We start from the raw sequence: 24522 nt of genomic DNA, 5'->3' as shown, positions 1-24522 counted from the left end.
ACTCGGGGTTGGGGGTCAGCGAGCGGGCCAGGGGTGGGCGTCCCGCAGCAGTCCGAGCATCCCGGAGACGAGCCGCATCTGCTCGACCGTCCGGATGTCCGCCTCCAGCAGCCGCGGGCTGCACACCAGCACCGCCACCGACTGCGCTCGCGACAGTGCCACGTTCAGCCGGTTGCGGGACAACAGGAAATCCAGTCCGCGGGGCAGGTCGATCGCCGACGAGGACGTCATCGTCGTCACCACCACTGGGGCTTCCTGGCCTTGGAACCGGTCCACCGTGCCGACGCGCACGTCGCCGAAACCGGCGTCGGCCAGCGCGTGCGTGACCGTCCGCGCCTGCAGGTTGTACGGCGCCACCACGAGGAAATCCGCGTCCGTCAGCGGACGGCCCTGCCACGTGCGCCCGTGCAAGTCCGCGATCACCGACACGACCTGCGCCGCCTCCTCGATCGACCGCGTGGTGTTCCCGCGGTGTTCCACCGACGCGAGGTACAGCCCGGAGGCGAAGCCGTCGACCGAACGGTCCGCGGACGGGTGCGAGTGCAGCAAACCCGCGTACGACAACCGGGAAACCGGCGCGCACACGGCCGGATGCATGCGCCGTGTCTGGTCCAGGAAGTAGCCCAGCTCGGGCGGCATGATGTCCGCGTCGCCGATCAGGTGCCCCAACGCCGACGCCTCCGCGCCCGCCGGGTGCGTGCCCTGCACGACCTGCGGCAGCTGCTGCGGATCGCCCAGCAGCACCACGTTCTTCGCGCACATCGACACGGCCAGCGCGTCCGCGAGCGCGAATTGCCCGGCCTCGTCGATCACCAGTACGTCGAACGGTTCCTCCCGCACGGCGGCGTTCGCGAATGTCCACGCGGTGCCGCCGACGAGGTGCCCGTCGTTGTGCTCCTCGCGCCATTTCGCCAACGCGTTGTTCGTCTTCGGCTGTTCCCACGGCAGCGCGGGATCCGGCGTCCGGCGCGGCCGTTTCGCGCACGCCATCGAAGGCGCGTTGCCGAGCGCGGCGGACAGCACGTTCTCCACGGCCTTGTGGCTGTTGGACGTCACACCGACCGTCCGCCCGGACCGCACGAGGTGCGCGATCAGCTTGCCCGCCAAGTACGTCTTCCCCGCCCCGGGCGGGCCCTGCACCGCGAGCACCGACCCGTCGAGCGCGTCGACCGCCTCGATCACGGTGGCCACCGAGTCCTCGCCGGGCGCGGGCAGCGCACCGCCGCGCAACCGCGGGATCCGGCGCAGCAGGTCCACGCCCGGATGCGCGGGCAGCTCCGGGAGCGTTTCCCCGACCAGCCGGGCCAGGTCGGCCACGGCCTCGTCCTTCGGCGCGGGCCGCACCGGGCCTCCCGGCAGGACCGCGACCGGTCGTTCGTCCGACGTGCTGTCCGGTGTGCTGCTCTCCTCCAGCGTCAGCTCGACCGCCGACGCCGCCACGACTTTCGCGTCCCGCGCATCGGCGCTGTACCGAAGCCGCACGCCGTCCCCGACCGCGAACGGATGCGGCCGGTCCGGGTCGCACGCCACCACGAGCGTGCGCTTGGCCGTGCGCAGCCGTCCCGACGGCGGCACCCACTCGCCTGCGGACACCGACACCGGCACAGCACAGGTCGTGTCCACCTCGAGGTCGCCGACCGGTGCGGCGAGCTGCCGGAAGAACTCCCACCACGCCGGGTTCGTCTCGCGACGGTGGTAACCGACGGAGGCGGCGAGCAGCGCGCGAGCGTGGTCGTCCGGGGTGAAGTCGGCGGGGTCGTCGGGCAGGCCGTCGAGCAGCGGGTCGACCAGCGCCGCCAGCGCGGCCGCGCGTTCGGCCCGGCGCAGCGCGGCCTCTTCCTCCTCCGTCTGCCGCAGCAGGGCGTCCACTTCGGACTCCGGCGCCGGGGTTGCGAGCTCGATGCCCGCTTCCTCGCGGACGCGGTGCAGGAATTCCAGCAGCCGCAACGTGGAGACGCAGTCGTACTCGTTGTAGTCGGCGATGCCGCGCAGCACCTCGTCGGCCTCTTCGACGTCGCCGGCCTTGGCGAGCGTCAGGTAGTCCTCGTACGCCTCGATGCTCGACGCGGCCGTCTTCACGTCGCCGTCGCGGGCTTCCGGCATGTACAACGGTTCGAGGTACTTGATCGAGTACGACCGCTGGCCGACGCGCAAAGCCTTGCGCACCACGGCATACAGGTCGACCATCCGGCTGCTGCGCAGCAGTTCGTCCACGGCCTCCTCGCGCGTTCCGTGCACTGCGGCGAGCCGCTTGACGGCCGTGACCTCGTACGGCGCGTAGTGGAAGATGTGCGCGTCCGGATCGTCGGTCAGCCTGGCGGTGGCGAAGTCGACGAACTCCTCGAAGGCACGCTTCTCCTGCCGACGCGTATGCGCCCAGAACGGTGTGAAGCGCGCGTCGGGCGTGACGGCGCCGAACAGGTACTCCAGCCCGGCGCCGGCGAGCGCGTACGGGTCGCCTTCCATGTCGAAGAAGATGTCGCCCGGGCTCGGTGGCGGCAGCTCGGCCAGCGCCGACGGGTCGATGACCTCGTACGCCAATTCTCCGGTTTCGTCCTGCCGCACCTGGATCGCGGCCTGCGCGCGCAAGGTCGCGAACGTGCCCGTCGACATGTCACGCGGCCGGTCCGACGGCTCGGCGGTGGCGAGCGCGTCGATCGTGCCGAGGCCGGCCGTCACGAGCTTGCGCCGCTGTTCGCCACGCATGCCCGCGACCAGCGACAGGTCCCGGTCCTTCTCGCGCGCGGACGAGCAGTGGTCGGCGAAGCCGCAGCCGGTGCAGGCGGGGCGTTCGTCGGCCCACATGAGTTCCGGCAGCCGTGGCGGCCGCGCGACGAGCCGGTCACGGAGGCGATCGAGCAGCGGGAGGAAATCGTCGACGCGCAGGCTGCGCGTGGTGCCGTCACCGAGCAGCAGGTGCATCTCCGGCCCGGCCGGCCAACCAGCGCGGCGCAACGCGTCGGCGTACGCGGTGAGCTGCACGACCGCGGATGGCTTCGCGTGCCGCGCGAGCTTCGTGTCGTAGACCTCGTAGCGGCCTTGGTCGTCGCGGAGCAGGAAATCGGCGCGGCCGGAGAACTCGCCATCGTGGAAGACGGCCTGGTAGACGACCGGCGCGCCTGCCCGCAGCGCTTCCCCGGTGGCCTTCGCGGCGGCGACCTGGTCGGGCTCGTCGATTTCGACCACGGTCTTGCGCTCGCCACGCAGCCGTTCGAGCGTGGCTGCCTCGTGTGCATGGCCGTGCTTGACGGCCAGCCGGTCGGGCCCGGAGCCCGGGCGCGGCGCGCCGGGCAGTCCCGCCGCCAACGCTTGCTTGAGGATGCTGCGGTGTTCGCATTCGAGCAGGTCGGCGAGGTCGGACGGGGTATGCATCGCCTGGCAGTCTGACATGCGCGCCCGTCCGGCTCGGCACCATGGGTGCCGACACGCCGTGGCAGCAAATCCCGGTCGTGCGGGCGGTGATGACCTCGACGGCCGCCGGGTTCGACCGCCGCACGCTCGATTTGCCCGGGTTCCCGGGTGAGGCCACCCGGGTGCGTGATGTCGAGGGCAAGCAACGACGTGAGGCGCCTAGCCGCAGATCCGGGAAACCCGTGGGGCAAAGCAGTGTCCAAGACGGACTTGCGCGCTAACTACACGCCTTCTGCTTCCCAAAAACAGTTGAGTCAGGGGCTTTTTGCTGTCCCGCCTGTCCCACTCGGCGTCCACCTGGGACGCCTTGATGTGGGACAGGTGGGTGTGCTTTGTGAGCTGCGGAAAGTTCGACTGGTGCAGGGGTGGGATAGGTTGCCGTTGGGTGTCCCGGCTTGTGCCCGAGTAGCTGCCACGGCATGTGTAGCGGGTGCTCGGTTTCGGGGCATTGAGCAGGGGCATGATCATGGGCGCGGGCTTTCGCTGCGTTGCGTCCGCGTGACGGGGTCTTGACATCGTCCGGCTCCGGGGATGAATATCGGAACATAGGTTCTTAGGAACATAGGTGGCCCGATGCAGCTCGACTACGTGATCCTCGGAATGCTGGCCTTGCGCCCTGTCTCCGGCTACGACCTGCGCCGGTGGATGGAGGGCCCGGGCCGGTACATCGGCTACTGCGTGCAGCTGCCGCAGATCTATCGCCGGCTCGGGAAGCTGGTGGAGCGCGGCTGGGTCGGCTTCGAGGTCGACCCGCGCGAGGGGCGCCCCGACGCGAAGGTGTACCGGCTGACCGAAGAGGGGCGTGCGGCGCTGCTGGAGTGGGCCCGGTCCCCCTACGAGCCCTCGCCGCGCCCCAAGGACCCCGAATTCACTCTCCGCTTCGTCTTCGCCGGACAGCTCGGCCCCGAGATCGCGCTCGACTTGGTGACCACGGAGCTGGAGTACCGGCTCAAGCATGACGTGAACCCGCCCGACCTACCGCCCGTCGCCGCGTACGAACCGCAGATCCCCGAATTGGACGCCGACTGGGCACGCGAGGTCCACACCCTGGCTCACGAACACGGATACGCCTTCTCCGCCTCGTACATCGCCTGGCTCCAGGTGACGAAGGCCCGCCTTGAAGCCAAACTCGGCCGCTGATTCCGCCGCCCTGAGCGGCTGATCCACATCCAATCCGCCCTCGGGCTGCCGCCCGCAGCATCGCCATGCCCGCAGCCGCCGGGTGAGCCCGCACGGACGTGTACCCGGACACACCCCGCACCGAGCCTTGGAGTTTCCCGCATGCGCATCATCTACATCGACGTGGGCACCCTCCGCGCTGACCACACCACCCCGTACGGCTACACCGACCCACCACGCCCAACCTGCAGAAGCTGGCGGACAAGTCCGTCACATTCGACCGCTACTACTGCTCCGACTCGCCCTGCCTGCCCTCCCGCACGGCCCTGACCAGCGGCCAGTTCGGCATCACCAACGGCGTCGTCGGGCACTTCGGGCCGGCCGCCCAGTTCCGGCTCGACGCAGGCCACGGGCCCGAACCCGACCGCCCGCTGCTCGGCCAGCGGCTCGGATGGGGCGGCTACTACACGGCTGCAGTCTCTGTGTTCGCCGAGCGTCACCGCGCCTACTTCTTCCACGGCAACTTCCGCGAGTCGATCCGCGCCACCGACCGCTTCGGTGACGAGGAGGCACCAGACGTCAACCGGGCGGCAATCGAATGGCTGCGGCGCCACGCCGACGAGGACGACTGGTATCTCCACTTGACCTACTGGGACCCGCACACCAACTACACCCAGCCCGCCGAGTGGACCGACCAGATGGCCGCTTCCGGCCCGGTGCAGGCCTGGCCCGACGAAGAGACGATCGCCGCGCACGCCGAGATCTACGGCCCGCGCAGCGCCCTCGACCTGCACTACTCCCTAACTGGGGCGAGCAAATCCCCGGTCCCCCACAACATGCCTGATGCGATCCGCTCCCGCGCCGACTTCGAGCATCTCATCAACGGTTACGACGGCGCCGTGGCCTACTGGGACCACCATTTCGGCCAGCTCATGGCTGCCCTGGAGGAACTGGGCATCGCCGACGACACCGCGGTGATCGTCAGCGCCGACCACGGCGAGTCGTTCGGTGAGCAGGGCTCGTACGCCGAGCACGGACTGGCCAACGAGCCCACCCACCGCCTGCCGTTGGTCGTGCATTGGCCGGGCCTGACCGACGATCTGCCCGACGAGGCCCGCCGCAACGACGCCCTGTTGTACAACATCGACCTCGCACCGACCTTGTGCGATCTGCTCGGCATGGACGTCCCGGCGGGCTGGCAGGGCAAGTCCTTCGCGCCGGCGGTGCGCGGGCAGCGCATCGACTCCCGCGAGTACCTGGTCCTCGGGCACGGCGCCCACACCTACCAGCGGGCCGTGCGCACCCGCGACCACCTCTACGTCCGCACCGACCACCCCGGCAGCTTCCGCGCCGAGTGGGAACAGCTCTTCCACGTCACCGAAGACCCACACCTCACCCGGGACCTGCTGGAGCAGGAACCGAAGCTGGCCGCGCGGATGCGCTCGTACCTGGCCGAATGGTGGCACAAGTACGCGGGCCACCCGGGTGCCCTGCCCGACCCGATGCAGACGACCCTGCAGACCGGGCCGACGTACTACAGCGATCCCGCGCGCTATGCCCAGCACCTGCGCGACACCGGCCGCGCGCATTTGGCGGAAGACCTGGAAGGGCGCCTCGCCGCCCTGAACGTGCCCGTCTCCTGGCACGCCCCCGACCGGCCCCGCACCACCGAGCTGATCCAGCGCTGGGTGCAGCTGATGCAGACGCGCGACGAGCGACCCGTCGCTTCCGAAGGCCGCCGGCCCCAGCGGACCGCCCAGTCCGGTTGACGCTCCGCTGGAATCCGGGAGACGGCAAAGGAGTCATGTATTTGCCGCTCGAAGCCACACCACCGCAGTCCGCGCCGTCGCATACCCCTCCACTGGCCAAGACGGGGAAGAGGCGACTTCGCCATCGCGCACTTGCAGCCGGCCGCAGCCTGCTCGACCTGCGCCAGCAGTTCGCGTGGCGGGTCGGGGTTGAGCAGCATCACCCGGCCATCACCGTCGTCTTGGTCGAAGACGTCGGCTGCGATCAGTGCGCATTGTCCCGCACCGATGCACTTGTCCTTGTCAGCGATGATGTTCATCGGGATTCCTCGTCTGGTAAGGGATGTGAGGCATTTTGCGCAAGCCGGGGCGCTACCAGGTGACGGGGAGCTCGTTCAAACCTCCGGTCAGCCGGTCCGTGCGGACCTCGATGTCATCGAGGTCCACGGCCAGTCGTAGACGGGGGAACCTCCGGAACAGCGCGGGGAAGACCGCGCGCAGCTCGGTCCGGGCAAGGTTCGCGCCGATGCAGAAGTGCACGCCGTGGCCGAACGCGAGATGCGGGTTGGGGCTGCGCTCGGGATCGAACTGATCTGCCTCGGCAAACACCGCCGGATCTTGGTTCGCGGCGCCGACGGCGATGATCACCGCGTCACCGGCGGAGATCGTCTGGCCTGAGATCTCGACATCGTCGTGTGCGTAGCGCACCAGGCCCAGACCGCTCGGTGAGGTCCGGCGCAGGATTTCCTCCACCGTGGACTCGGCTCGGTCGTCGGGGTCCGCGGCGAAGGCGTCTCGACGGTCCACATCGGACAGGAGCAGTAGGACGCCGAGGTCGATGCGACCGGCGGTCGTCTCGTGGCCGGCGAAGATCAGCCCTGCGGAAAGTCGCGCGATGTCCTCGTCGGTGAAGGTGGGGAAAGCTCGTTGCGCGAACACCATGTCGGAGATGACGTCCTCAGCCGGGTTGGCCCGCTTGGCTTCGGCCAGCTCGCTGGTATACGCCATGAACTTGGTCGTGCCGGGACAGCGGTCCGAGAGCATCGAGGTGCGGCACCACGAGATCGCGTGGCAGATACGTCAGGGCGTTCAGCGCAGCGAGCTGGGCCGGCACATCATCGGTGTGGGCCACCCGCACGAGCTCGCCGACCGCGTCGCAGTCCGAGCCTTCCTTGGCGAGCAGTTCGAGGAGCGGAATTTTGACCGATGTCCGCTCGTCGTCGCGGAAACCCCGCCGGGCAACCACGTCGACAACGTCGCGCGGTAGTGAGTCGAGCATCAGAAGGCCCTGCGCAGCCCAATAACGCATGGGGGCGTTGTCGCACTGCAGCAGCTGGGAGAAATGCGCCGCTGTGCTCACACCGTTCGCTGCCCTCCCCGGGGTCACCTTGATCGGAACCTTCGGCGTGGACGACGACATCCTGCTGGACGCGGTGAGCGGCCGGGCCACGGTCAGCGGTCGGCTTCCGTTCGATCTGCCACGCTCCGATGCCACCGTTGCGGCGGCCCGCGAGGACGTCCCGTTCGACACTCGCGCTCCGCTCTTCGGCTTTGGTCACGGCCTGCACTGGTCGGCACAGCACAGGCTTTAGCCTGGAGGGGCTGTCAAATCAACGGCTCTGGCACGATTTCCGTGATGGATCCGGGCGCTGCGCGCCGGCCGGGTAGTTGATCACTTGCTCGGAGCGCTGATCTTGGAGTGCTCGGGGTCCTGTTCCCGCATCTTGCCAGTTTGCGGATCGACGATGTGCACGCTGCGGGATCGGTGCCCCGGAGCCACCATTTTCCCTTGTGGGGCAACAGGTTCAGCGGGCCGAACTCGTCGACGCGCACCGCCGTCGGCGGGCGGGTGGTCGTAAGAGATCGAGGCCCTCGGCGACGAGGTAGTCGCACAGCTTGCTCAGTGACCAGGTGCTGAACGGCCGGCGCAGGGGGGCGGGGGACGCATCCGGCGATCGCGCAGCCGGATGTCAGTCCCGACTGCGTCTGCGATGTGAAGCTTCGCCTGGTCGGTTTCGTAGTCGTCGTTCACGATCGCGTCGACGCAGTCAGCAGTGACGTGGTCGATGCTGGACATTCGGGCGGTGAAGGTCTTGAGGATTTCCGACTGCCGAACTGGGGTTCAAGCGGACCTTTGATGAGGTCGTAGCGGTCGATGCAAAGAAGGACGTGTCGATGTGGTGCGCGGAGGTCCGCGGCAACGTCAAGGTCTGATGCCCGCGCCCTCGAGGAATCACGTAACCTCGGCGCCTGTCGCCGTCGTGGCATTGGCACGCCTCGACATCCGTGCAGAGTGTGCTCCGCTCTCGGCTGAGCCGGGCAACGCATCAGACTGATTGTGTCAAGGTATGAACCTGTCTTTGGCACGGCGATTCGAGACGGGTCCGTGCCATGCTAGGTGAACCCTGATGGATCCCGTTTGGATCCTACGCTCCATTGCCACCGAATCCAGATATGTGTGCTTATGGAGAGAGGCCAACACCGAACCTGATTGGCGCTACGCAAGCGACCACATCAGGGGCGCGTCGTCGACGTTGGGGTTCGTCGACGACAGCGCCGCTTCGGCGTTCACGGGCTAACGGGGGGCGGGCATGCGGTTCCAGCATGAGGGCGCGCAGCTTGGAGGCCCTGGGGGTACCTCGCCGCATCGTGCGATTCGTCCTCTTCAACGCCGAGGAGCACGGTCTGATCGGCAGCCTGGCCTACGCCCGCGACCAGGCCGAGCTCGACGCGCCCATTGCCGCCGTCTACCAGCTCGACATGATCGGGTACGACATCGTGCCCGACCGGACGTTCGAGGTCCACGTCGGGTTCGGCCCATCGCCCGCGGTCGAGGAGCGATCGCTTGTCCTCGCCCGGACGCTCAACGAGTTGGTCGGGCAGGTGTCACCCGACCTGCCGCCGCCTCAGATCTACGCCGTCGAGGGCGAGGGCGACCCGGCCGAGCAGCGCAGCGATCACACCAGCTTCCAGATGGAGGGCTACGCCGCCTGCCTGACCTCGGAGGACCTATTCGCCGGCCCCGGTCCGGGGGCGCCACCGGAGGAGATGAACCCGGAGTACCACCTGCCCACCGACACGAAGGTCAACGTCGGTCACGCCGCCGACATCGCACGCCTCGTGGCCGCAGCCGCGTGGGGAGTGCCACGCGATGAGAACAACGTCGACCAACTCGACCGTGCATTGAGCGAAAGGGAATTCCCATGACTCCGTCCCTGCCCTCGTTCCACTACCACGTCGCGGACGATGCCGAGGTCGCTGACTCCGTCACAGCCCGGTCTCCGCTGTCGTTGGGCGACCTGGCGGCGGCGTCCGACGAGGACGGCCCGTCGGTGGAGTTCACCAGCGACGAGGCGGCCGCTCGCTACTTCCTCGACGCTCTGCTTCGTCGCGACGACCGCCCGGCTATGCTCGCCGTCGTGGCGCCAGAGCGCCCGGAGCGCGTCCCGGGGCTGGTCATCGAGCGCCAGCAGGACCTCCGCGCACTGGGAACCAACCAGTTGCAGTTCACCCAGACCCACCGCGGCATCCCCGTTTTCGGGGCACGCGCGGTCGTCGAGCTCACCGGGGCGCGGGATCTGGTGAGCGTGAACGCCCAGCTTGACGAGGTCAGCGGCGTCAACCCCGTGGAGTCGTTGAGCCGCGCCGAGGCCCTCCGACGGGTGGCCACGTACACCGGCACAGAACTCCCGGCCGAGGCTGCGGTTTCGGGCCGGCTCCACTTCTACAAGGACAACGAGGAGATCTGGCACCTCGTGTGGCTGTTCAGCGCCGTGCCCGCGCGCCCGCCCGAGACGGGCGACGAGGTGCCGGTCGGCCACGGCATGGGGCCGCGTCCGGCGCCGCCGCGGTATGACTACCTCGTCGACGCCCACGACGGCGAGGTCCTCTTCCAGTACAGCGCCGTCCCGACAGCTCTGCCGACTCCGGCGCGCTGTACGGGAGTCGACGAGGACGACAAGAAGCAGACGTTCTGGGGGCGTCTGGCCAGCACGTCGGGCACGAGGGTCCAGCTCGAAGACCCCCTGCGCCGGTGCCTGACTTACGACCTCGAATTTGCCGACATCGACTCAAACCCTCCCGTCCCGGACAGTCCGGTCGAGGCCGCCACGAGCGATTACGCGGACTCAAGCAAGGCCGCGGTCTCCGCGCACGTGAACGCCTCCCGGGTGCAGGACTTCTACCGCGTCGTCCTGCAGCGCGACGGGATCGACGACCAGGGTATGAACCTGATCTCGCAGATCAACACGACATGGGCGAGCCAGGAGCCGCCGCCGACCCTGCTCAACGCCTTCTGGGCGGACGGTCGGATGTGGTACGGCCAGGTCCGGCGCGACGGCCGGCTGGTCAGCCTCTCCCGCTTCCTCGACGTCATCGGGCACGAGCTGACCCATGGCGTGATCGAGTCGACGTCGGCGCTCAAGTACGTCACGCAGTCCGGAGCGCTCAACGAGTCCTTTGCCGACGTGGTCGGCGTGATCATCGACAACTGGTACATGGCCGCGGACCGCGAGAACGTCGACACCTGGAACTGGGAGATCGGGCCGGGGCTCCGATCCGACGGTCGTGCCCTGCGGGACTTCGCGGACCCGACCCGCCTCGGCCAACCCGCGCACATGGACCGCTTCCGGGCACTGAGGCCCAGCGAACTGCCGAACGGAGCCAACGACAACGGATGGGTGCACTTCAACAGCGGGATTCCGAACAAGGCCGTCCACAATCTCCTGACCCAGAAGTCCCGGGACGGGAGCCGCGTCTTCACAGTCACCGACGTCGCGGTGCTGACCTATTTGGGAATGGCCCGCCTGACGCCCCTGGCGACGTTCTCCCAAGCGCGGCAGTCGATCGTGGACGTCGCCCAAACGTACTTCGGCGGGAACGCGGACAAGACGGACAAGATCGACGCGATCAACGATGCGTACCGGAAAGTTGGTATCCAATGAGTCCGTTGGCATTCGGGTCTTGGAGCACCGAGCGGGTCGTCAGCCCGGTCGGCTCGCGCCAGCGCGCGACGGCCTCCTGTCCACACACGGCCCGAAGCCCATCGACCTGCAGTGGATCCCGCGCAGGGCATTGGCCTCAGTGGACAGCCGATTCCGGTTTCGCCGCGATGGAGTGCCGCAGCATGTGCGGTGTGACGTTCTCGCCGGTCGGCGAAGGGCAGGTGGCTTCGGCGGCCTTGGCGTGTCTGGCGACCAAGCGCGCGATGGCGTTGCGGGACAGCGGGGTGCCCGCAGGATGGGAAACAGGTACGTAGGCCTCTGGCTGCCGCCTCCGACCGCACGGATGCTGAATCCCAGCATGGGCTGGTGATGCGGGAGACGGTCTTCCCCGCGTACGGCGGGGCAGAGGAACGTTGCCGTTGGTCCAGGAAACACCCATTCGGAATTCCGGAGGTCGATCATGGCGAAGGCACTCGCGAAGGAGCACCTCGAAGACTTCATGTCGCTCCTCGACCTGGCCGAGAGGCGCAGTTCTACAGTGATGTTCGAGGGGTACGTCGCCGAGGACAAGAACATTCCGGGGAACCTGGTGATCGTGCAGTCCCCGAACGTCGTGTACTCCGTGGCGAAATCGGATGTCGTCGAGCGCGAGGACATCGACGCCCAACGGGTCCGGGCTTGGGTGCGTCCCGGTGTGCGCGCGTTCCGCATCAGCCCGTTCACGGTCGGGGAGGTCACCGCACCACCCGAGGTGGCCATGGAGTTCGTCGCTGCCCCTCTGGCAGTGGAGTTGCCGGGAACGCCCGTGCGCGGGGATCCGTCGACATTGCACAGACCCGCCCCGCAGGCGAATGCGCCGCTTTCCGCGGTGGGTGCGTACTACGAGGACGGATGTGCGGGCGGGGACAACACCGTCTACGCCAACAACTGCGCACACTTCCTTTCGAACGCGTTCATCCGTGCCGGGTACGGCGAGTTGTCGGTGGCGAACCCGCACATCCACGCCCGATGCACACCAGGCAGAAGGCCCCTGCGGGCCAGGAATATGTGGAGCTGGTTCCAGGAGAAGGCGGTGCGCACGAGTACCACGCTGCAGCCCAACACCGGCTGGTGGGCGGTTTTCCAGCTCAAGGAATCGGTCTACTGGGGTGGGCACGTGGTCCTGTTGGACTCCGACACCTGGGCGTACTACGGCACCAGCTGGCACGACGACTGGGGACAGCACCTCTACCAGTGGTAGCGGCGTTCGGACAGCTCGCGGCGCACGAATGTTCCCCTTGCTGTGTAAGCACCTTCGCGCGACCCTGAGTATGCGCGGTCCTCCTCTTGTTCGGAATCTGCTGCGAGGCCAACAAGTTGAGGGCCGACGGGGGGTACCAAGATGACGCGCGCGGAGGTGCTGGAGACCACCGCGACGAGCAACTCGTTGTCCAACACGGCTTCTGCTGCCGCCTCCGTGCAGTGTTCACCAAATCGAATATCTGATGTCTTCCAGGCACTGCGTTGTTCGAAGGGAAGCCCCAATGTTGAAGGATGAACAGCTGGTCGAGGAGATGACGCTGGAAGAGAAGGTGGGCCACCTGTTCGTCACCTACGCGTACGGGGGCACTGCCGACACCGCGCATCCCAAGAACCAGGAGGAGTTCAGCGTCGACACCCCGGCGCAGGTGGTTCGAAGGTACCACCTGGGCGGCATCATCTACTTCACCCGGACCGAAAACCTGCACGCCCCGCGGCAGATCGCCGAGCTGTCCAACGGCTTGCAGACTGCCGCGGTATCCTCCGGGGCGAAGGTGCCGCTGCTGATCTGCACCGACCAGGAGCAGGGCCTTGTCACCCGCATCCTGGAGCCCGCCACACAGTTCCCCGGGAGTATGGCGCTCGGCGCCGGGCGTAGCGTCGAGGACGCTGAACGCGCGGCCGCGATCACCGGGCGGGAACTGCGGGCGATGGGGGTGAACCAGAACTTCGCGCCGAGCGGCGACGTCAACGTCAACCCGGCGAACCCGGTGATCGGGGTGCGTTCGTTCTCCTCCGATCCATCCTTGGCCGCGGAGCTGACCGCCGCGCAGATCCGCGGGTACCAGGACTCGGAACCGCCCGACGAGTCGGTGTCGGCGTCGGTCAAGCACTTCCCCGGGCACGGCGACACCAAACAGGACAGCCACACCTCGCTGCCGGTGATCAAGCACGACCGGCAGCAGTGGGAGCAGCTGGACGCGCCGCCGTTCAAGGAGGCGATCGCCGCCGGGACCGATATGGTGATGAGCGCGCACATCGTGGTGCCCAAGCTCGACGACTCGGGCGAGCCGTCGACGCTGTCACCGAAGGTGCTCACCGGGTTGTTGCGCGAGGAGCTGGGCTTCGAGGGAGTGATCGTCACCGACTCGCTGCAGATGGACGGGGTCCGGAAAGAGCACCCGGACGCCGAGATCCCGGTGCTCGCCCTGCAGGCCGGTGCCGATCTGCTGCTGATGCCCAAGAGCCTGCCGGTCGCCATCGACGGTGTGATCAACGCGGTGGTCACCGGCCGGCTCAGCGAGCAGCGCATCGACCAGAGCGTGGAGCGCGTCCTGGCGTTGAAGGCCGGTCGGGGTGTGCTGGCGGACCCGTTCGTTGCTGTGTCTAATGTGGACGACGTCGTCGGAACCGTGAAGAACCTGGAAGCAGCGCAGACCATCACGGATCGCACCACGACCCTGGTGCGCAACGAAGGAATGCTGCTGCCGCTGAAGCCGCCGGGGACGGTGTTCGTGACCGGTGCCGGTGACAAGGCCACTGCTGCGTTGGCGGAGCGGATCAAGGCGCGCGGGCCGCAGACCTCGGCGCTGGCCACCGGTCGGGACCCGACGCAGGAGCAGATCAGCCAGGCTGCCGAGCAGGCCAAGCGCAACGACGTCACGGTCGTGCTGACCAACGCGGCGTGGAATGACGACAACGCGTCGCAGCTCGACCTGGTGCGCGCCTTGCAGCAGACCGGCAAGCCGGTCGTGGCCGTCGCGGTTCGGGATCCCTACGACGCGGCCCGCGTCGAGCTTCCTGCCTGGGTCGCCACTTATTCGGACAAGGCGGTGGCGATGGAGTCGTTGACGCAGGTGTTGTTCGGTGAGATCGCCCCGGTCGGCAAGCTGCCGGTGCCGGTGCCGGTGGACCCGAACCAGTACGAGTACCCGTTCGGCCACGGTTTGGGCTGGTGAGGGCTCGTGAGTGACGAATCCGGTGCTTACCGGGTGTCCTCGCTCAGGACCTCGTGAACAGTTTGTGTCTCAGGACCTCGTGAACACTGGCTGGCCTGCTGTCTGTGATCATCAGTGGTGGGCGGAACAGGGTTTTCGATGGATCCAGACCTGGTCGCGGCGGTGGCCGCGGTGGCTGGCGGGGACAAGATCAACGTGTCGAGGTTCTGTGCTGAGCACAAGATCTCGCGCACGGTGTTCTACAAGGACGTCCAGCGGTTCCGGGAGGAAGGAGCGGCGGGGTTCCTCCGCCGCTCTTCTGCCCCGCAGCGGCGGCCGGGGAGGTGCGGGTGCCCTCCGGGGGCCAAATCGCGTTTCCAAGCCGGGATGCGGCCGCCGAGGTCGGATTGCTGCCCGCAGCTCCCCATGGCGTTTCCGGTGGCCTGCGAATGGTCGCTGTCCAGGCGAATGGCAGTTGTTTGCCAACGAGATCGTCCGGCGGCATGCGACTGACCGCGCATGACAGCTTGTGGCCGCACGTCTTGTTGTTCGAATGGGTCGGCAATAGCGTCTGAAGCCTGTCCCACAATGATCAAATTTTGTTGGCGTGCATGGCAAAGCGTGGCTTGCGGCGTGGCGGGTGGTGTTCAGCGGGCCATGGTGAGGTTGCGCATGAGGGCTACGCGGCGTGCCGGACGCTGTCGCGTTTGCGTCGGCAGTCACGGAGGTGCGCCGATGTCCGGTCAGCATTCTCGGGCTGATCAGCATCTGTTCGCCGAAGTCGGCCTTCGCGCGCGCTTGTTCGCCCAAGGGGCGGTTGCCTGGCTGTTCGCCAGGGGAGGCGATCCGTTCGCCCGCTTGCCGCACTTTCCGTGGCGGGACAACCCGTACCCGCTCTACGCGGGCATGCGCGCGCAGGGGCCGCTGGTCCGCCGCAAGCTCGGGTTGCTGACTTGCACGACCCACGACTTGTGCGACGAAGTGTTGAGAGATCGGCGGTTCGGGGTGCGCAAGAGCGACGAGTCCTACGGTGACCCACCGCGGCCCCCGTCGACCTCCACATTTCGCTGCTCGAACTCGATCCGCCGGATCACAGCCGCCTGCGGATGCTGGCCGCGCCGGCGTTTCCGCCGCGCCGTCACCAGGAGCACCCCAGAGCGGCGAACCCGCGGTAGCGCCGCGGCGGCGCGTGGTGCGGTTCGGTGAGTCGGCTCGCGCCAGCGCGACGAAAACTCGGGAAGGAGCCTGAATTGTCCGACACCATCGGTGTTCCCGTCGGTATTCCGACCGAACGCGACCGGATCTTCGAACTGCCCGTGGAACTGGAGTCGCTGCGGGATCGGAAGCCCATCGGACGGATGGTCTACGGGGACGGCCACCTGGGTTGGTTGGTGACGAGCTACTCGTTGGCCCGCGCGGTACTCGCCGACAGCCGCTTCAGCAGCCGCGCCGATCTCGCCCGCATCCCCGTCGAGCTGCCCGCCGAGGCAGAGCAGGCGCGCAAGGACATCCCGCCGGGCGTGTTCCACCGCATGGACCCGCCGGAGCACACCAGGTACCGCCGGTTGCTAGCCGGTCATTTCGCGGTGCGCCGGATGGATTCGCTGACCGAGACGATCCAGCGGATCGTCGACGAACGCCTGCACGCGATGGCCCGCGGGGGCCCACCCGCCGACCTGGTGCGGGACTTCGCGAAACTCGTGCCGCTGAACGTGGTCTCCGAGATCCTGGGCGTCCCCGAGGACGAGCACGACCGCTTCGTGCGGCGCGTCTCAGTCCTGTTCGACCAGCACGCCGAGGCCGCCGACGTCGGGGCAGCGACCCAGGCGATCCACACCCAGTTCCAGGAGTTCGTCGACGCGAAGAAGCGGGCCGGGACCAGCGGTGACGTCCTCGGGCACCTGGCGGCTTCGGGCGAGTTGCCCGACGAGGAGATCGCCACCGTCGGGATGGTGCTGCTGACCGCGGGGTACGAATCAACGGCGAACATGCTGGCCCTCGGAACGCTCGCGTTGCTGGAACACCCCGACCAGCGGGCTCGGGCGCTTTCCAACCCGGCCCAGCTCGACAAGGCCGTCGACGAACTGCTGCGCTACCTCAGCGTCACCCACGTCGGACCTATCCGCACCGCGCTGCGGGACGTCGAGCTCGGCGGCGAAACCATCAAGGCCGGTGACTCGGTGTCCATAGCCCTGCCGGCGGCCAACCGCGACCCCGAGCACGTCGAGCGCCCGGCCGCACTGGACATCGACAACTCGTCGGCCGGGCACCTCGCGTTCGGCTACGGCGTGCACCAATGCCTTGGCCAACACCTCGCTCGGAACATCCTGCGCACGAGCTATGCCGGGATCTTCCGGGAGTTCCCCGCCCTGCGGCTCGCCGTTCCGGTGGACGAACTCGAAATCTGCACCGAGATGCCCGTGTACGGGGTGTCCCGGCTCCCGGTCGAGTGGTGATGCGGGGACCGCGGTCGCCGTGTCCTGAGGCGCAAGGGGCGTGTCGATGGGTGGGATCATGGACCAACTGGCTGCCGACTCCGCTTTCCCGTTGTCGGACGCCCAACGGGAGATCTGGCTGGCGCAGCGGTTCAACCCGGATAGCCTGCACTTCCGCGTGGGCCAGTACGTCGAGATCGACGGGGCGATCGACGGCGCCGAGTTCGAAGCCGCGGTCCGCAAGACCGTCGCCGAGGTGGATGTGCTGCACTGCCGCGTCCACGAGGTGGGCGGCGTTGCGCACCAGACCGTGAACCCCGTCCCCGACTGGGACTTCCCCGTGCTCGACTTCAGCACCGAACCCGATCCGGGTGCGGCGGCGGAGCGCTGGATGTACGAAGACCTCGCCGTCCCGATGGACCTGACCCGCGACCGGCTGTTCTCGTACGCCCTGCTCAAGCTGGCGTCGGACCGCTTCTACTGGTACCAGGGCTACCACCACCTGGTCACCGACGGTGCGGGCAGCATCCTGATCTCGCAACGCGCAGCGCATCTTTACACGACGAGCGTGCAAGGTCTGCCCGCGGAGCCCGCGCCGTTCTCGTCACTGCGGGAACTGGTGGCGGAAGACGCCGAGTACCGGAACTCCGGGGAATTCGAACGGGATCGGAAGTACTGGCTGGAGAGGTTCGCCGACCGGCCCAACGTGGCACGGATTTCCGCCATGACGGAGGATCTGCCGCGGAGCTTCCTTCGGCACACCAGCCATGTGCCGGCCGCAGCCGCGGACCGGATCAAGGCGGCTGCCCGAGCCGCCCGCACGCACTGGTCGGTCATGCTGCTCGCGGCGACCGCGGTGTACCTCCACCGGCTCACCGGGGAGGAGGACATCGCGGTCGGTTTCGCAGTGGCTGCCCGCAAGAACGCAACGCTGCGCCGCAACCCGGGCACGCTGGCGAACGTGGTTCCGCTGCGGGTGAAGGTCGATGGTGGGACCACGGTGCACGAGCTCCTCCGGCAGGCCTCGCGGGAGGTTCGCGGGGCCTTGGCGCACCAGCGTTATCGCGCGGAGCAGCTGGCTCGCGATCTCAACCTGACGACCGGCATGCGCCACCTCATGGGCCCCGAGGTGAACGTGATGCCGTTCGACTTCGACCTGAGCTTCGGGCAGTGCGCCGCGCGGCTGCACAACTTGTCCAACGGGCTGGTCGACGATCTGTCCATCATGGCCTACGACCGCCCCGACGGTGGTGCTGTCCGGGTCGACTTCAACGGGAACGCGGACCGCTACAGCAGCGATGCCCTGGGCACCCATCAGGATCGAATCCTCGCCCTGCTGGACGTGCTGGCCGGCGACTTGGACGCCGAAGTCGGTGAATTGGACGTGCTGTCCGCCGCGGAGCGGAACAAGCTGCTGGGGGAGTGGAACGGCGCAGCGGCCGAGCTGACTTCCTCGGTGGTGCCAGAGCTGCTGGACGACCAAGTGGCGCGCAGTCCGGACGAGGTCGCGTTGGTGTGCGGTGGGAAGAGCCTCACCTACGCGGAGCTGCACGCGCGGGCGAATCAGCTCGCTCGCCACCTGGTCGAGCTGGGCGTTGGGCCCGAGCGAGTGGTCGGATTGTTGCTGCCGCGCACGGCGGACATGGTCATCGCGATGCTTGCGGTGCTGAAGGCCGGCGGTGCTTACCTGCCGGTCGACCCCACCTATCCCGCCCATCGCGTCGAATTCATGCTCGCCGACGCGAACCCCGTCCTGCTGCTGGCCACAACGGACACCGCCGGGCGCGTCGCGCAACTGCCCGTCGACATCGTGATGCTGGACGACCGGCACGTGCGCCGCGCGCTCGCCGAGAAGCCGAGCTCCGAGCTCGGCGACGACGACCGCCGGTCGTCGCTGCGAGGTTCGCATCCCGCCTACGTCATCTACACCTCGGGTTCGACCGGCGTCCCGAAGGGCGTGGTGGTGTCCCAGACCAGTGCGGTGAACCTGGTGTCCTGGGCGGTTCGCGCCCTGGGGGAGCGGCTCGGCCGGGTGCTCGCGTCCACGTCGTTGAGCTTCGACGTATCGGTGTTCGAACTGCTTGCCCCCTTGGCCTGCGGGGGCTGCGTCGAAGTGGTGCGGGACGGCTCGGCGCTGGCGGAGCGGTTGTCCGCGGGGCCGGCTCCGAGCGCGATCAGCGGCGTTCCGTCGGTGCTGGGCCAGGTGGCCGCAGCGGTGCGGGATTCCGGGTTCTCGGGTGTCGTCGTGTGCGCGGGGGAAGCGCTGCCGACGGGGGTGGTGGCCGCGCTGGAGGCGGCGTTCCCGGGATGCCGGGTGATGAACGCCTACGGGCCGACCGAGGCGACCGTGTACGCAACGGCGGGCTGGTGCGGGTCGGACGCGGACGGCGGTGGAATCGGTGGTCCGGTCGCCAACACCCAGGTCTACGTGCTGGACGACAGGCTGGCGTTGGTTCCCCCCGGCGTGGTCGGGGAGTTGTACGTCGGCGGGCTCGGGGTGGCGCGCGGCTATTGGCGCCGGGCGGGGCTGACGGCGGAACGCTTCGTGGCCAATCCCTTCGGCCCGGCTGAGAACCCGGTGGCGGGGAGCGTGTCGGCGGGTGCCGGCGATCGGTTGTACCGCACCGGAGACCTGGTGCGGTGGAACGACCGTGGCCGGCTGGAGTACGTCGGCCGGGTCGACGACCAGGTCAAGGTGCGAGGTTTCCGGATCGAGCCTGGCGAAATCGAGAACGTCCTGACCGAGCATCCGGGCATCGCCCGCGCTGCGGTCGCCGCCCGCGAGGATCGGCCGGGGGACAAACGCCTCGTCGGGTACGTGGTTCCCGCGCCGTCCGCGGAGCTGGACGTTCGCGAGGTGCGCGAGTTCCTGGGCGGCCGCGTGCCGGATCACCTGGTGCCGGCGGCGATCGTGCCCATGGACGCACTACCGCTGACGGCGAACGGCAAACTGGACCGCCGGGCCTTGCCTGCGCCGGAGTTCACGCGTGCCGCGTCGTCCCGCCCGCCGCGAACCCAGGTCCAGGAAGCGTTGTGCGAGTTCTTCGACCATCTGCTCGGCGTCCCGGACGTGGGGATCGACGACAGCTTCTTCGACCTCGGCGGGGACAGCATCTCCGCCATCCAGCTGGTCAGCCGGGCACAGGCCGCCGGCATCACCTTCACCCCGCAAGACGTGCTGGTGCACCGGACCGTGGCCGGCATCGCGTCCGCAGCCGGCGTGCACGCGGATGCCGAGCCGGTCGAGGACGACGACGTGGGCGCCCTCGGCTCGACGCCGATCGTGGATTGGTTCCGGGGTTTGGGCGAGCAGTTCGACGGGCTGTGCCAGGCGATGGTGGTGGCCTTGCCGACGGGGATCGACCGCCCGGACTTGGTGGCCGCCTTGGAAGCGCTGGTGGAGCGGCACGGCGCGTTGCGCTTGTACGTGGACGACGGTGCCGAGCAGGGCTTGCGAGTAGCGCCCGTCGGGTCGTCGCCCGTGGCGGACCGCGTGACGCAGGTGGACGTGCGCGGTCTTTCCGGCGACCAGTTGAACGCGGCCGCGGACGAGTACTTCGCCGCTGCACAGGCTCGTCTGGACCCGAGGTCCGGAACGGTGTGGCAAGCCGTGTTCTTCGATGCCGGAGCCGGAGGGGCGGGCCGATTGCTGCTGGTGATCCACCACCTGGCCGTCGACGGGGTGTCCTGGCGGATCTTGCTGGCGGATCTGGCCACCGCGTGGCAGGCGATAGCGGCTGGGCGAACCCCGTCGCTGCCGTCGCGCGGCACGTCGCTGCGCCGCTGGACGCGAATTCTTGCCGCAGAAGCGCGAAGTCCGGACCGAATCGCCGAGCTGGACCACTGGAAGCGGACGCTGGCAGACGCCGTGCCCAAGAGCGGGGGAGCAGCCGGGCATCAGGGCTCCGGCGAGCTGACGCTGCGGTTGCCGGTGGCGGACACTGAGCCGCTGCTGAGGCGGGTGCCCGCCGTCTACCACGCGGACACCCACGAGGTGCTGCTCGCCGCGCTGGGAACCGCCGTTGCGCAATGGCGACGGCGGCTGGGGTGGTCGGGCCGGGCAGTGGTGGTCGATGTCGAAGGCCACGGGCGGCACCAAGAACTCGCCGATGGCGTGGACTTGTCGGGCACGGTCGGCTGGTTCACCACGCTGCACCCGGTGCGCCTCACCCCTGGCCCCCTGGAACGCGAGGACGTTCGGCGTGGCGGGCCGGAACTACGGCGCACCATCCAACACCTGAAGGAAGAGATCCGTGCGGTGCCCGACCACGGCGTGGGCTACGGGCTGCTGCGCTACCTCAACCCGGAGACGGCCGAGGAACTCGCGGGTCTGCCCAGTCCCGAGATCGGGTTCAACTACCTGGGCCGGTTCTCCGCCGCAGATGACGCCGACGGGGACACCGCGTGGGCACCGCTCGCGGACGGTGCGGGCCAACCCCTGAGGGTTGCTACTGCCGCCGGGCCGGGAATGCCCCCGGTCCACCTGCTGGACCTCAACGCGGCGGTGCTGTCCACCGCCGGGCGGCCGCAGCTGGTCGCGACCTGGTCCTGGCAGCCGCCACTCGACCGGGACCAGCTCACGGCGCTCGCGGAGATCTGGTTCGAGGTGCTTCGCGGCGTCACGACAGCAACCGACCAACCCGGCGCGGGCGGCCACACGCCGTCCGATTTCGGGCTGGTCAACCTCACCCAGCAGCAGATCGACCAGCTCGAGTCAGCGTGGAGGAGATCACGATGGAGCAGCCCGGATTCGTAGACGTGTTGCCGCTGTCCCCGCTCCAGGAAGGTCTGCTATTCCACGCCCTGCACCAGGGCAGCGGCCCGGACGAGTACGTCGTCCAGGTCGTCCTGGAGCTCGATGGACCGCTGCGCGCCGCCGAGCTGCGCGGTGCCGCGGAGGCGATCTTGCGACGCCACCCGAACCTGAGTGCCGCCTTCTGGTTCGAGGGGGTGGACAGCCCGGTCCAGGTCGTCCCCCGCTCGGTGACCTTGCCGTGGGCGGAGTTCGACCTCCGCGGCCGCACCGTGGACGAGCAGCGCGCCGAGCGCGAGCGCCTGCTGCTTGAGCAGCGGGAGGCCGGCTTCGACCTGTTCGACCCCCCGCTGCTCCGGTTCGGTCTGATCCGGCTCGAACCGCAGCGGCACCTGCTGGTGCTGACCAACCACCACATCCTGCTGGACGGCTGGTCGTATCCGGTCTTGTTTCGCGAGCTGTTCCAGCTCTACCAGCGCGGTGGTGACGACAGCGAGCTGCCGCGGGTCACGCCGTACCGGGAGTACCTGGCCTGGCTCGCCGGGCAGGGCCGGCAGGCCGCGGAGGACGCGTGGCGACGCGCCCTGGCCGGGCTGTCCGAGCCGACCTTGCTCGCGCCGACAGCGGGCCCGGCCGGACCGGGCCGGCGCGCACAGGCGACCCTCGAACTGCCCGCGGAACTGACCGCGGACCTTCGCGCTCTCGGCCGCCGCCGGGAGCTGACCACCGGCACCCTGGTCCAGGGCGCCTGGGCGATCCTGCTCCGGTCGTTGACCGGCCGCTCCGACGTCGTGTTCGGCACCACCGTGGCCGGGCGGCCGCCTCAACTGCCCGGCGTGGAATCGATGGTGGGGTTGTTCATCAACACGGTGCCCGTCCGGGTCCGGCTCGATCCGCACGAACCCCTGGCTGACGCGCTTCGGCGCTTCCGCGACGAGCAGGCCGCCCTGGTTAACCACCAGCACCTCAGCCTCACGGACGCGGGCCGGTTGAGCGGGCACGGAAAGCTCTTCGACTCCCTGGTCGTCGTCGAGAACTATCCGCTGGACACGGCGGGCATCACGCCGGCCGGAAGCGAGCTGCGGGCCGCCGGCATCGCCGGTCACGATGGTTCGCACTACCCACTCAGCCTGATCGTCTTCCCCGGCGAGAAGATCGTCCTCCGGCTGGATTACCGTTCGGACGTATTCGGACAGTCCACTGTGGAGCAGTTGCTCGGGCGCTTGGGCCGCCTCCTGGAAGCGTTGTGCGCGAACCCGGACTGCCCCGTGGGCAACGTCGACCTGGTCGGCGACGTCGAGCGGGAACGCCTGCTGGGCTTGAACGCCCCGGCAGTGGTGACCCCGTCGGCGGTCGTGCCGGAGTTGTTCGGCCGGCAGGTGGCTCTCCGGCCCGAGGCGATCGCGGTCGTGTCCGGCGAGGCGGAACTGACCTACGCGGAACTCGACGCCCGGTCGAACCAGCTCGCACGCCACCTGGTGGCGTCGGGGGTCGGCCCGGAACGGGTGGTGGGCCTGGTGCTACCCCGCTCGGTCGAAGCGGTGGTCGCCGTCCTGGCCGTGCTGAAGGCCGGTGGGGCGTACCTGCCGATCGATCCGGGCAATCCCGCCGAACGGGTCCGGTCGATACTGCGCGATGCCGCGCCTGTGCTGATGCTGACGACCGCGGCCACCCGGCCTGGCGTCGAGGACGGCGGCACGCCGATCGTCGTGCTCGACTCGGCGGAGGTGCAGCAGCGGCTCGCCGCGCAGCCGACGGCCGAGCTCACCGATGCGGAGCGCGGAGGCGCACTGCACCCCGGGCAAGCGGCTTACGTCATCTTCACCTCCGGTTCCTCGGGAACCCCCAAAGGCGTTGTGGCGACGCACGAGGACGTGGTCGAGCTGACCGGGGACCGCGCGTTCGACAACTATGCGGACGCGCGGGTGCTGGTGCACTCGCCGCTGGCCTTCGACGCGTCGACCTACGAGATCTGGGTTCCGCTGCTCCGTGGCGCACGGCTCGTGTTGGCCCCCGGGGAAGCGGTCGATCTCGACGCGTGGCATTCGACCATCACGCGGAACCGGGTGACGCACGCCTTCTTGACCACGGCTCTCTTCAACCACCTCGTCGGCGAGCGCATCGAACTGGTTTCGGCGCTGCGGGAGGTGTGGACGGGCGGGGAAGTGGTGTCGACGCAGGCATTCCGGCGCGCCGTCGAAACCTGCCCCAACACCAGGTTCGTGCACGTCTACGGGCCCACGGAAACAACCACGTTCTGCGCCTACCGCGAGGTGAGGACCGCCGATTCGATCGGGAACACGGTTCCGATCGGCCGGGCCATGCGCAATATGCGGGTGTATGTGTTGGATGGTTTTTTGGGTGTGGTTCCGGTGGGTGTGGTGGGGGAGTTGTATGTGGCGGGTGTGGGTTTGGCGCGGGGGTATTGGGGTCGTGCGGGGTTGACTGCGGAGCGGTTTGTGGCGGATCCGTTTGGTGGTGTGGGTTCGCGGATGTATCGGACTGGGGATTTGGTGCGGTGGAGTTGTGATGGTGTTTTGGAGTTTGTGGGGCGTGTTGATGATCAGGTGAAGGTTCGGGGTTTTCGGGTTGAGTTGGGTGAGGTGGAGGGTGTGTTGGCCGGGTGTCCTGGGGTGGGGCAGGCGGCGGTGGTGGTGCGTGAGGATGTGCCGGGGGATAGGCGTTTGGTTGGGTATGTGGTGCCCAGTTCGGGTGGGGGGTTGGATGTCGGTGGGGTTCGGGATTTTGTTCGTGTGAGGTTGCCGGAGTTCATGGTCCCGGCTGTTGTGGTGGTGTTGGATGAGTTGCCGGTGACGGTGAATGGGAAGTTGGATCGTGGGGCTCTTCCGGTTCCTGGGTTTTCGGGGCGGGTTGTGTCGCGGGGGCCGGGGAATTTTGTTGAGGAAGTTCTGTGTGGTGTGTTCGCTGAGGTTTTGG

The 24522-nt window shown here is 68.4% G+C and carries 15 protein-coding genes and 1 pseudogene; 13 read left to right on the top strand and 3 right to left on the bottom strand.

The genetic code is table 11. The annotated features are described in order from the left end of the window. Window positions 1–15 precede the first annotated feature (15 nt). Window positions 16–3372, bottom strand: coding sequence for a TM0106 family RecB-like putative nuclease (locus AC07FN_RS38880; protein ID WP_478400152.1), 3357 nt, complete (start codon window positions 3370–3372; stop codon window positions 16–18). 612 nt (window positions 3373–3984) lie between these two features. On the opposite strand from AC07FN_RS38880, the gene AC07FN_RS38875 reads away from it, so the two are divergent. Both AC07FN_RS38875 and AC07FN_RS38870 read left to right on the top strand, forming a co-directional pair. Then, complete coding sequence (locus tag AC07FN_RS38875; RefSeq protein WP_478400151.1) at window positions 3985–4551, top strand: PadR family transcriptional regulator; 567 nt, start codon at window positions 3985–3987, stop codon at window positions 4549–4551. 224 nt (window positions 4552–4775) lie between these two features. After that, window positions 4776–5888 (top strand): annotated as a pseudogene (locus AC07FN_RS38870) (sulfatase); the annotation flags it as partial. Window positions 5889–6082: 194 nt separating this feature from the next. On the opposite strand, the gene AC07FN_RS38865 reads toward AC07FN_RS38870, so the two are convergent. Both AC07FN_RS38865 and AC07FN_RS38860 read right to left on the bottom strand, forming a co-directional pair. After that, window positions 6083–6598 (bottom strand): ferredoxin, encoded by a 516-nt coding sequence (locus AC07FN_RS38865; protein WP_478400150.1) that lies wholly within the window; start codon window positions 6596–6598, stop codon window positions 6083–6085. Between the two features lie 52 nt (window positions 6599–6650). After that, complete coding sequence (locus AC07FN_RS38860; protein ID WP_478400149.1) at window positions 6651–7286, bottom strand: cytochrome P450; 636 nt, start codon at window positions 7284–7286, stop codon at window positions 6651–6653. Here AC07FN_RS38860 and AC07FN_RS38855 point away from each other — a divergent pair. The 11 genes from AC07FN_RS38855 to AC07FN_RS38805 all read left to right on the top strand — a co-directional run. Next, window positions 7285–7545: a hypothetical protein gene (locus AC07FN_RS38855; protein WP_478400148.1), complete on the top strand. Its 261-nt coding sequence runs from the start codon at window positions 7285–7287 to the stop codon at window positions 7543–7545. The two genes, AC07FN_RS38860 and AC07FN_RS38855, sit on opposite strands and share 2 nt — an antisense overlap. Before the next feature lie 139 nt (window positions 7546–7684). Next, complete coding sequence (locus AC07FN_RS38850; RefSeq protein ID WP_478400147.1) at window positions 7685–7870, top strand: hypothetical protein; 186 nt, start codon at window positions 7685–7687, stop codon at window positions 7868–7870. An 862-nt stretch (window positions 7871–8732) separates the two neighbouring features. Beyond that, window positions 8733–9485 (top strand): M28 family metallopeptidase, encoded by a 753-nt coding sequence (locus tag AC07FN_RS38845; RefSeq protein ID WP_478400170.1) that lies wholly within the window; start codon window positions 8733–8735, stop codon window positions 9483–9485. Beyond that, a complete protein-coding gene (locus AC07FN_RS38840; protein WP_478400146.1) occupies window positions 9482–11221 on the top strand; it encodes a M4 family metallopeptidase in 1740 nt (579 codons plus the stop codon). Before AC07FN_RS38845 ends, AC07FN_RS38840 begins: the two co-directional genes overlap by 4 nt. Before the next feature lie 460 nt (window positions 11222–11681). Beyond that, complete coding sequence (locus tag AC07FN_RS38835) at window positions 11682–12461, top strand: hypothetical protein (protein WP_478400145.1); 780 nt, start codon at window positions 11682–11684, stop codon at window positions 12459–12461. A gap of 283 nt (window positions 12462–12744) precedes the next feature. Next, a complete protein-coding gene (locus tag AC07FN_RS38830) occupies window positions 12745–14418 on the top strand; it encodes a glycoside hydrolase family 3 protein (protein ID WP_478400144.1) in 1674 nt (557 codons plus the stop codon). Between the two features lie 138 nt (window positions 14419–14556). Then, the gene (locus AC07FN_RS38825; RefSeq protein WP_478400143.1) at window positions 14557–14910 is read left to right on the top strand and encodes a helix-turn-helix domain-containing protein; all 354 of its coding nucleotides are present in this window, start codon (window positions 14557–14559) and stop codon (window positions 14908–14910) included. Between the two features lie 222 nt (window positions 14911–15132). After that, window positions 15133–15603 carry a hypothetical protein gene (locus AC07FN_RS38820; RefSeq protein WP_478400142.1) on the top strand — a complete coding sequence of 157 codons (471 nt, stop codon included), beginning with the start codon at window positions 15133–15135 and terminating at the stop codon, window positions 15601–15603. 44 nt (window positions 15604–15647) lie between these two features. Further along, window positions 15648–16853, top strand: coding sequence for a cytochrome P450 (locus AC07FN_RS38815; protein ID WP_478400141.1), 1206 nt, complete (start codon window positions 15648–15650; stop codon window positions 16851–16853). A gap of 58 nt (window positions 16854–16911) precedes the next feature. Beyond that, on the top strand, window positions 16912–21588 hold the full coding sequence (locus AC07FN_RS38810; protein WP_478400140.1) for an amino acid adenylation domain-containing protein: 4677 nt from the start codon (window positions 16912–16914) through the stop codon (window positions 21586–21588). Then, window positions 21567–24522: non-ribosomal peptide synthetase (locus tag AC07FN_RS38805; protein WP_478400139.1), on the top strand; the 2956-nt coding region annotated here is incomplete at its 3' end. The genes AC07FN_RS38810 and AC07FN_RS38805, both read left to right, overlap by 22 nt.

It is taken from the genome of Saccharopolyspora sp. NPDC045941 (assembly GCF_056431445.1).
The sequence above is the reverse complement of the archived record's forward strand: the minus strand, read 5'-3'. Positions and strand labels throughout refer to the sequence as shown.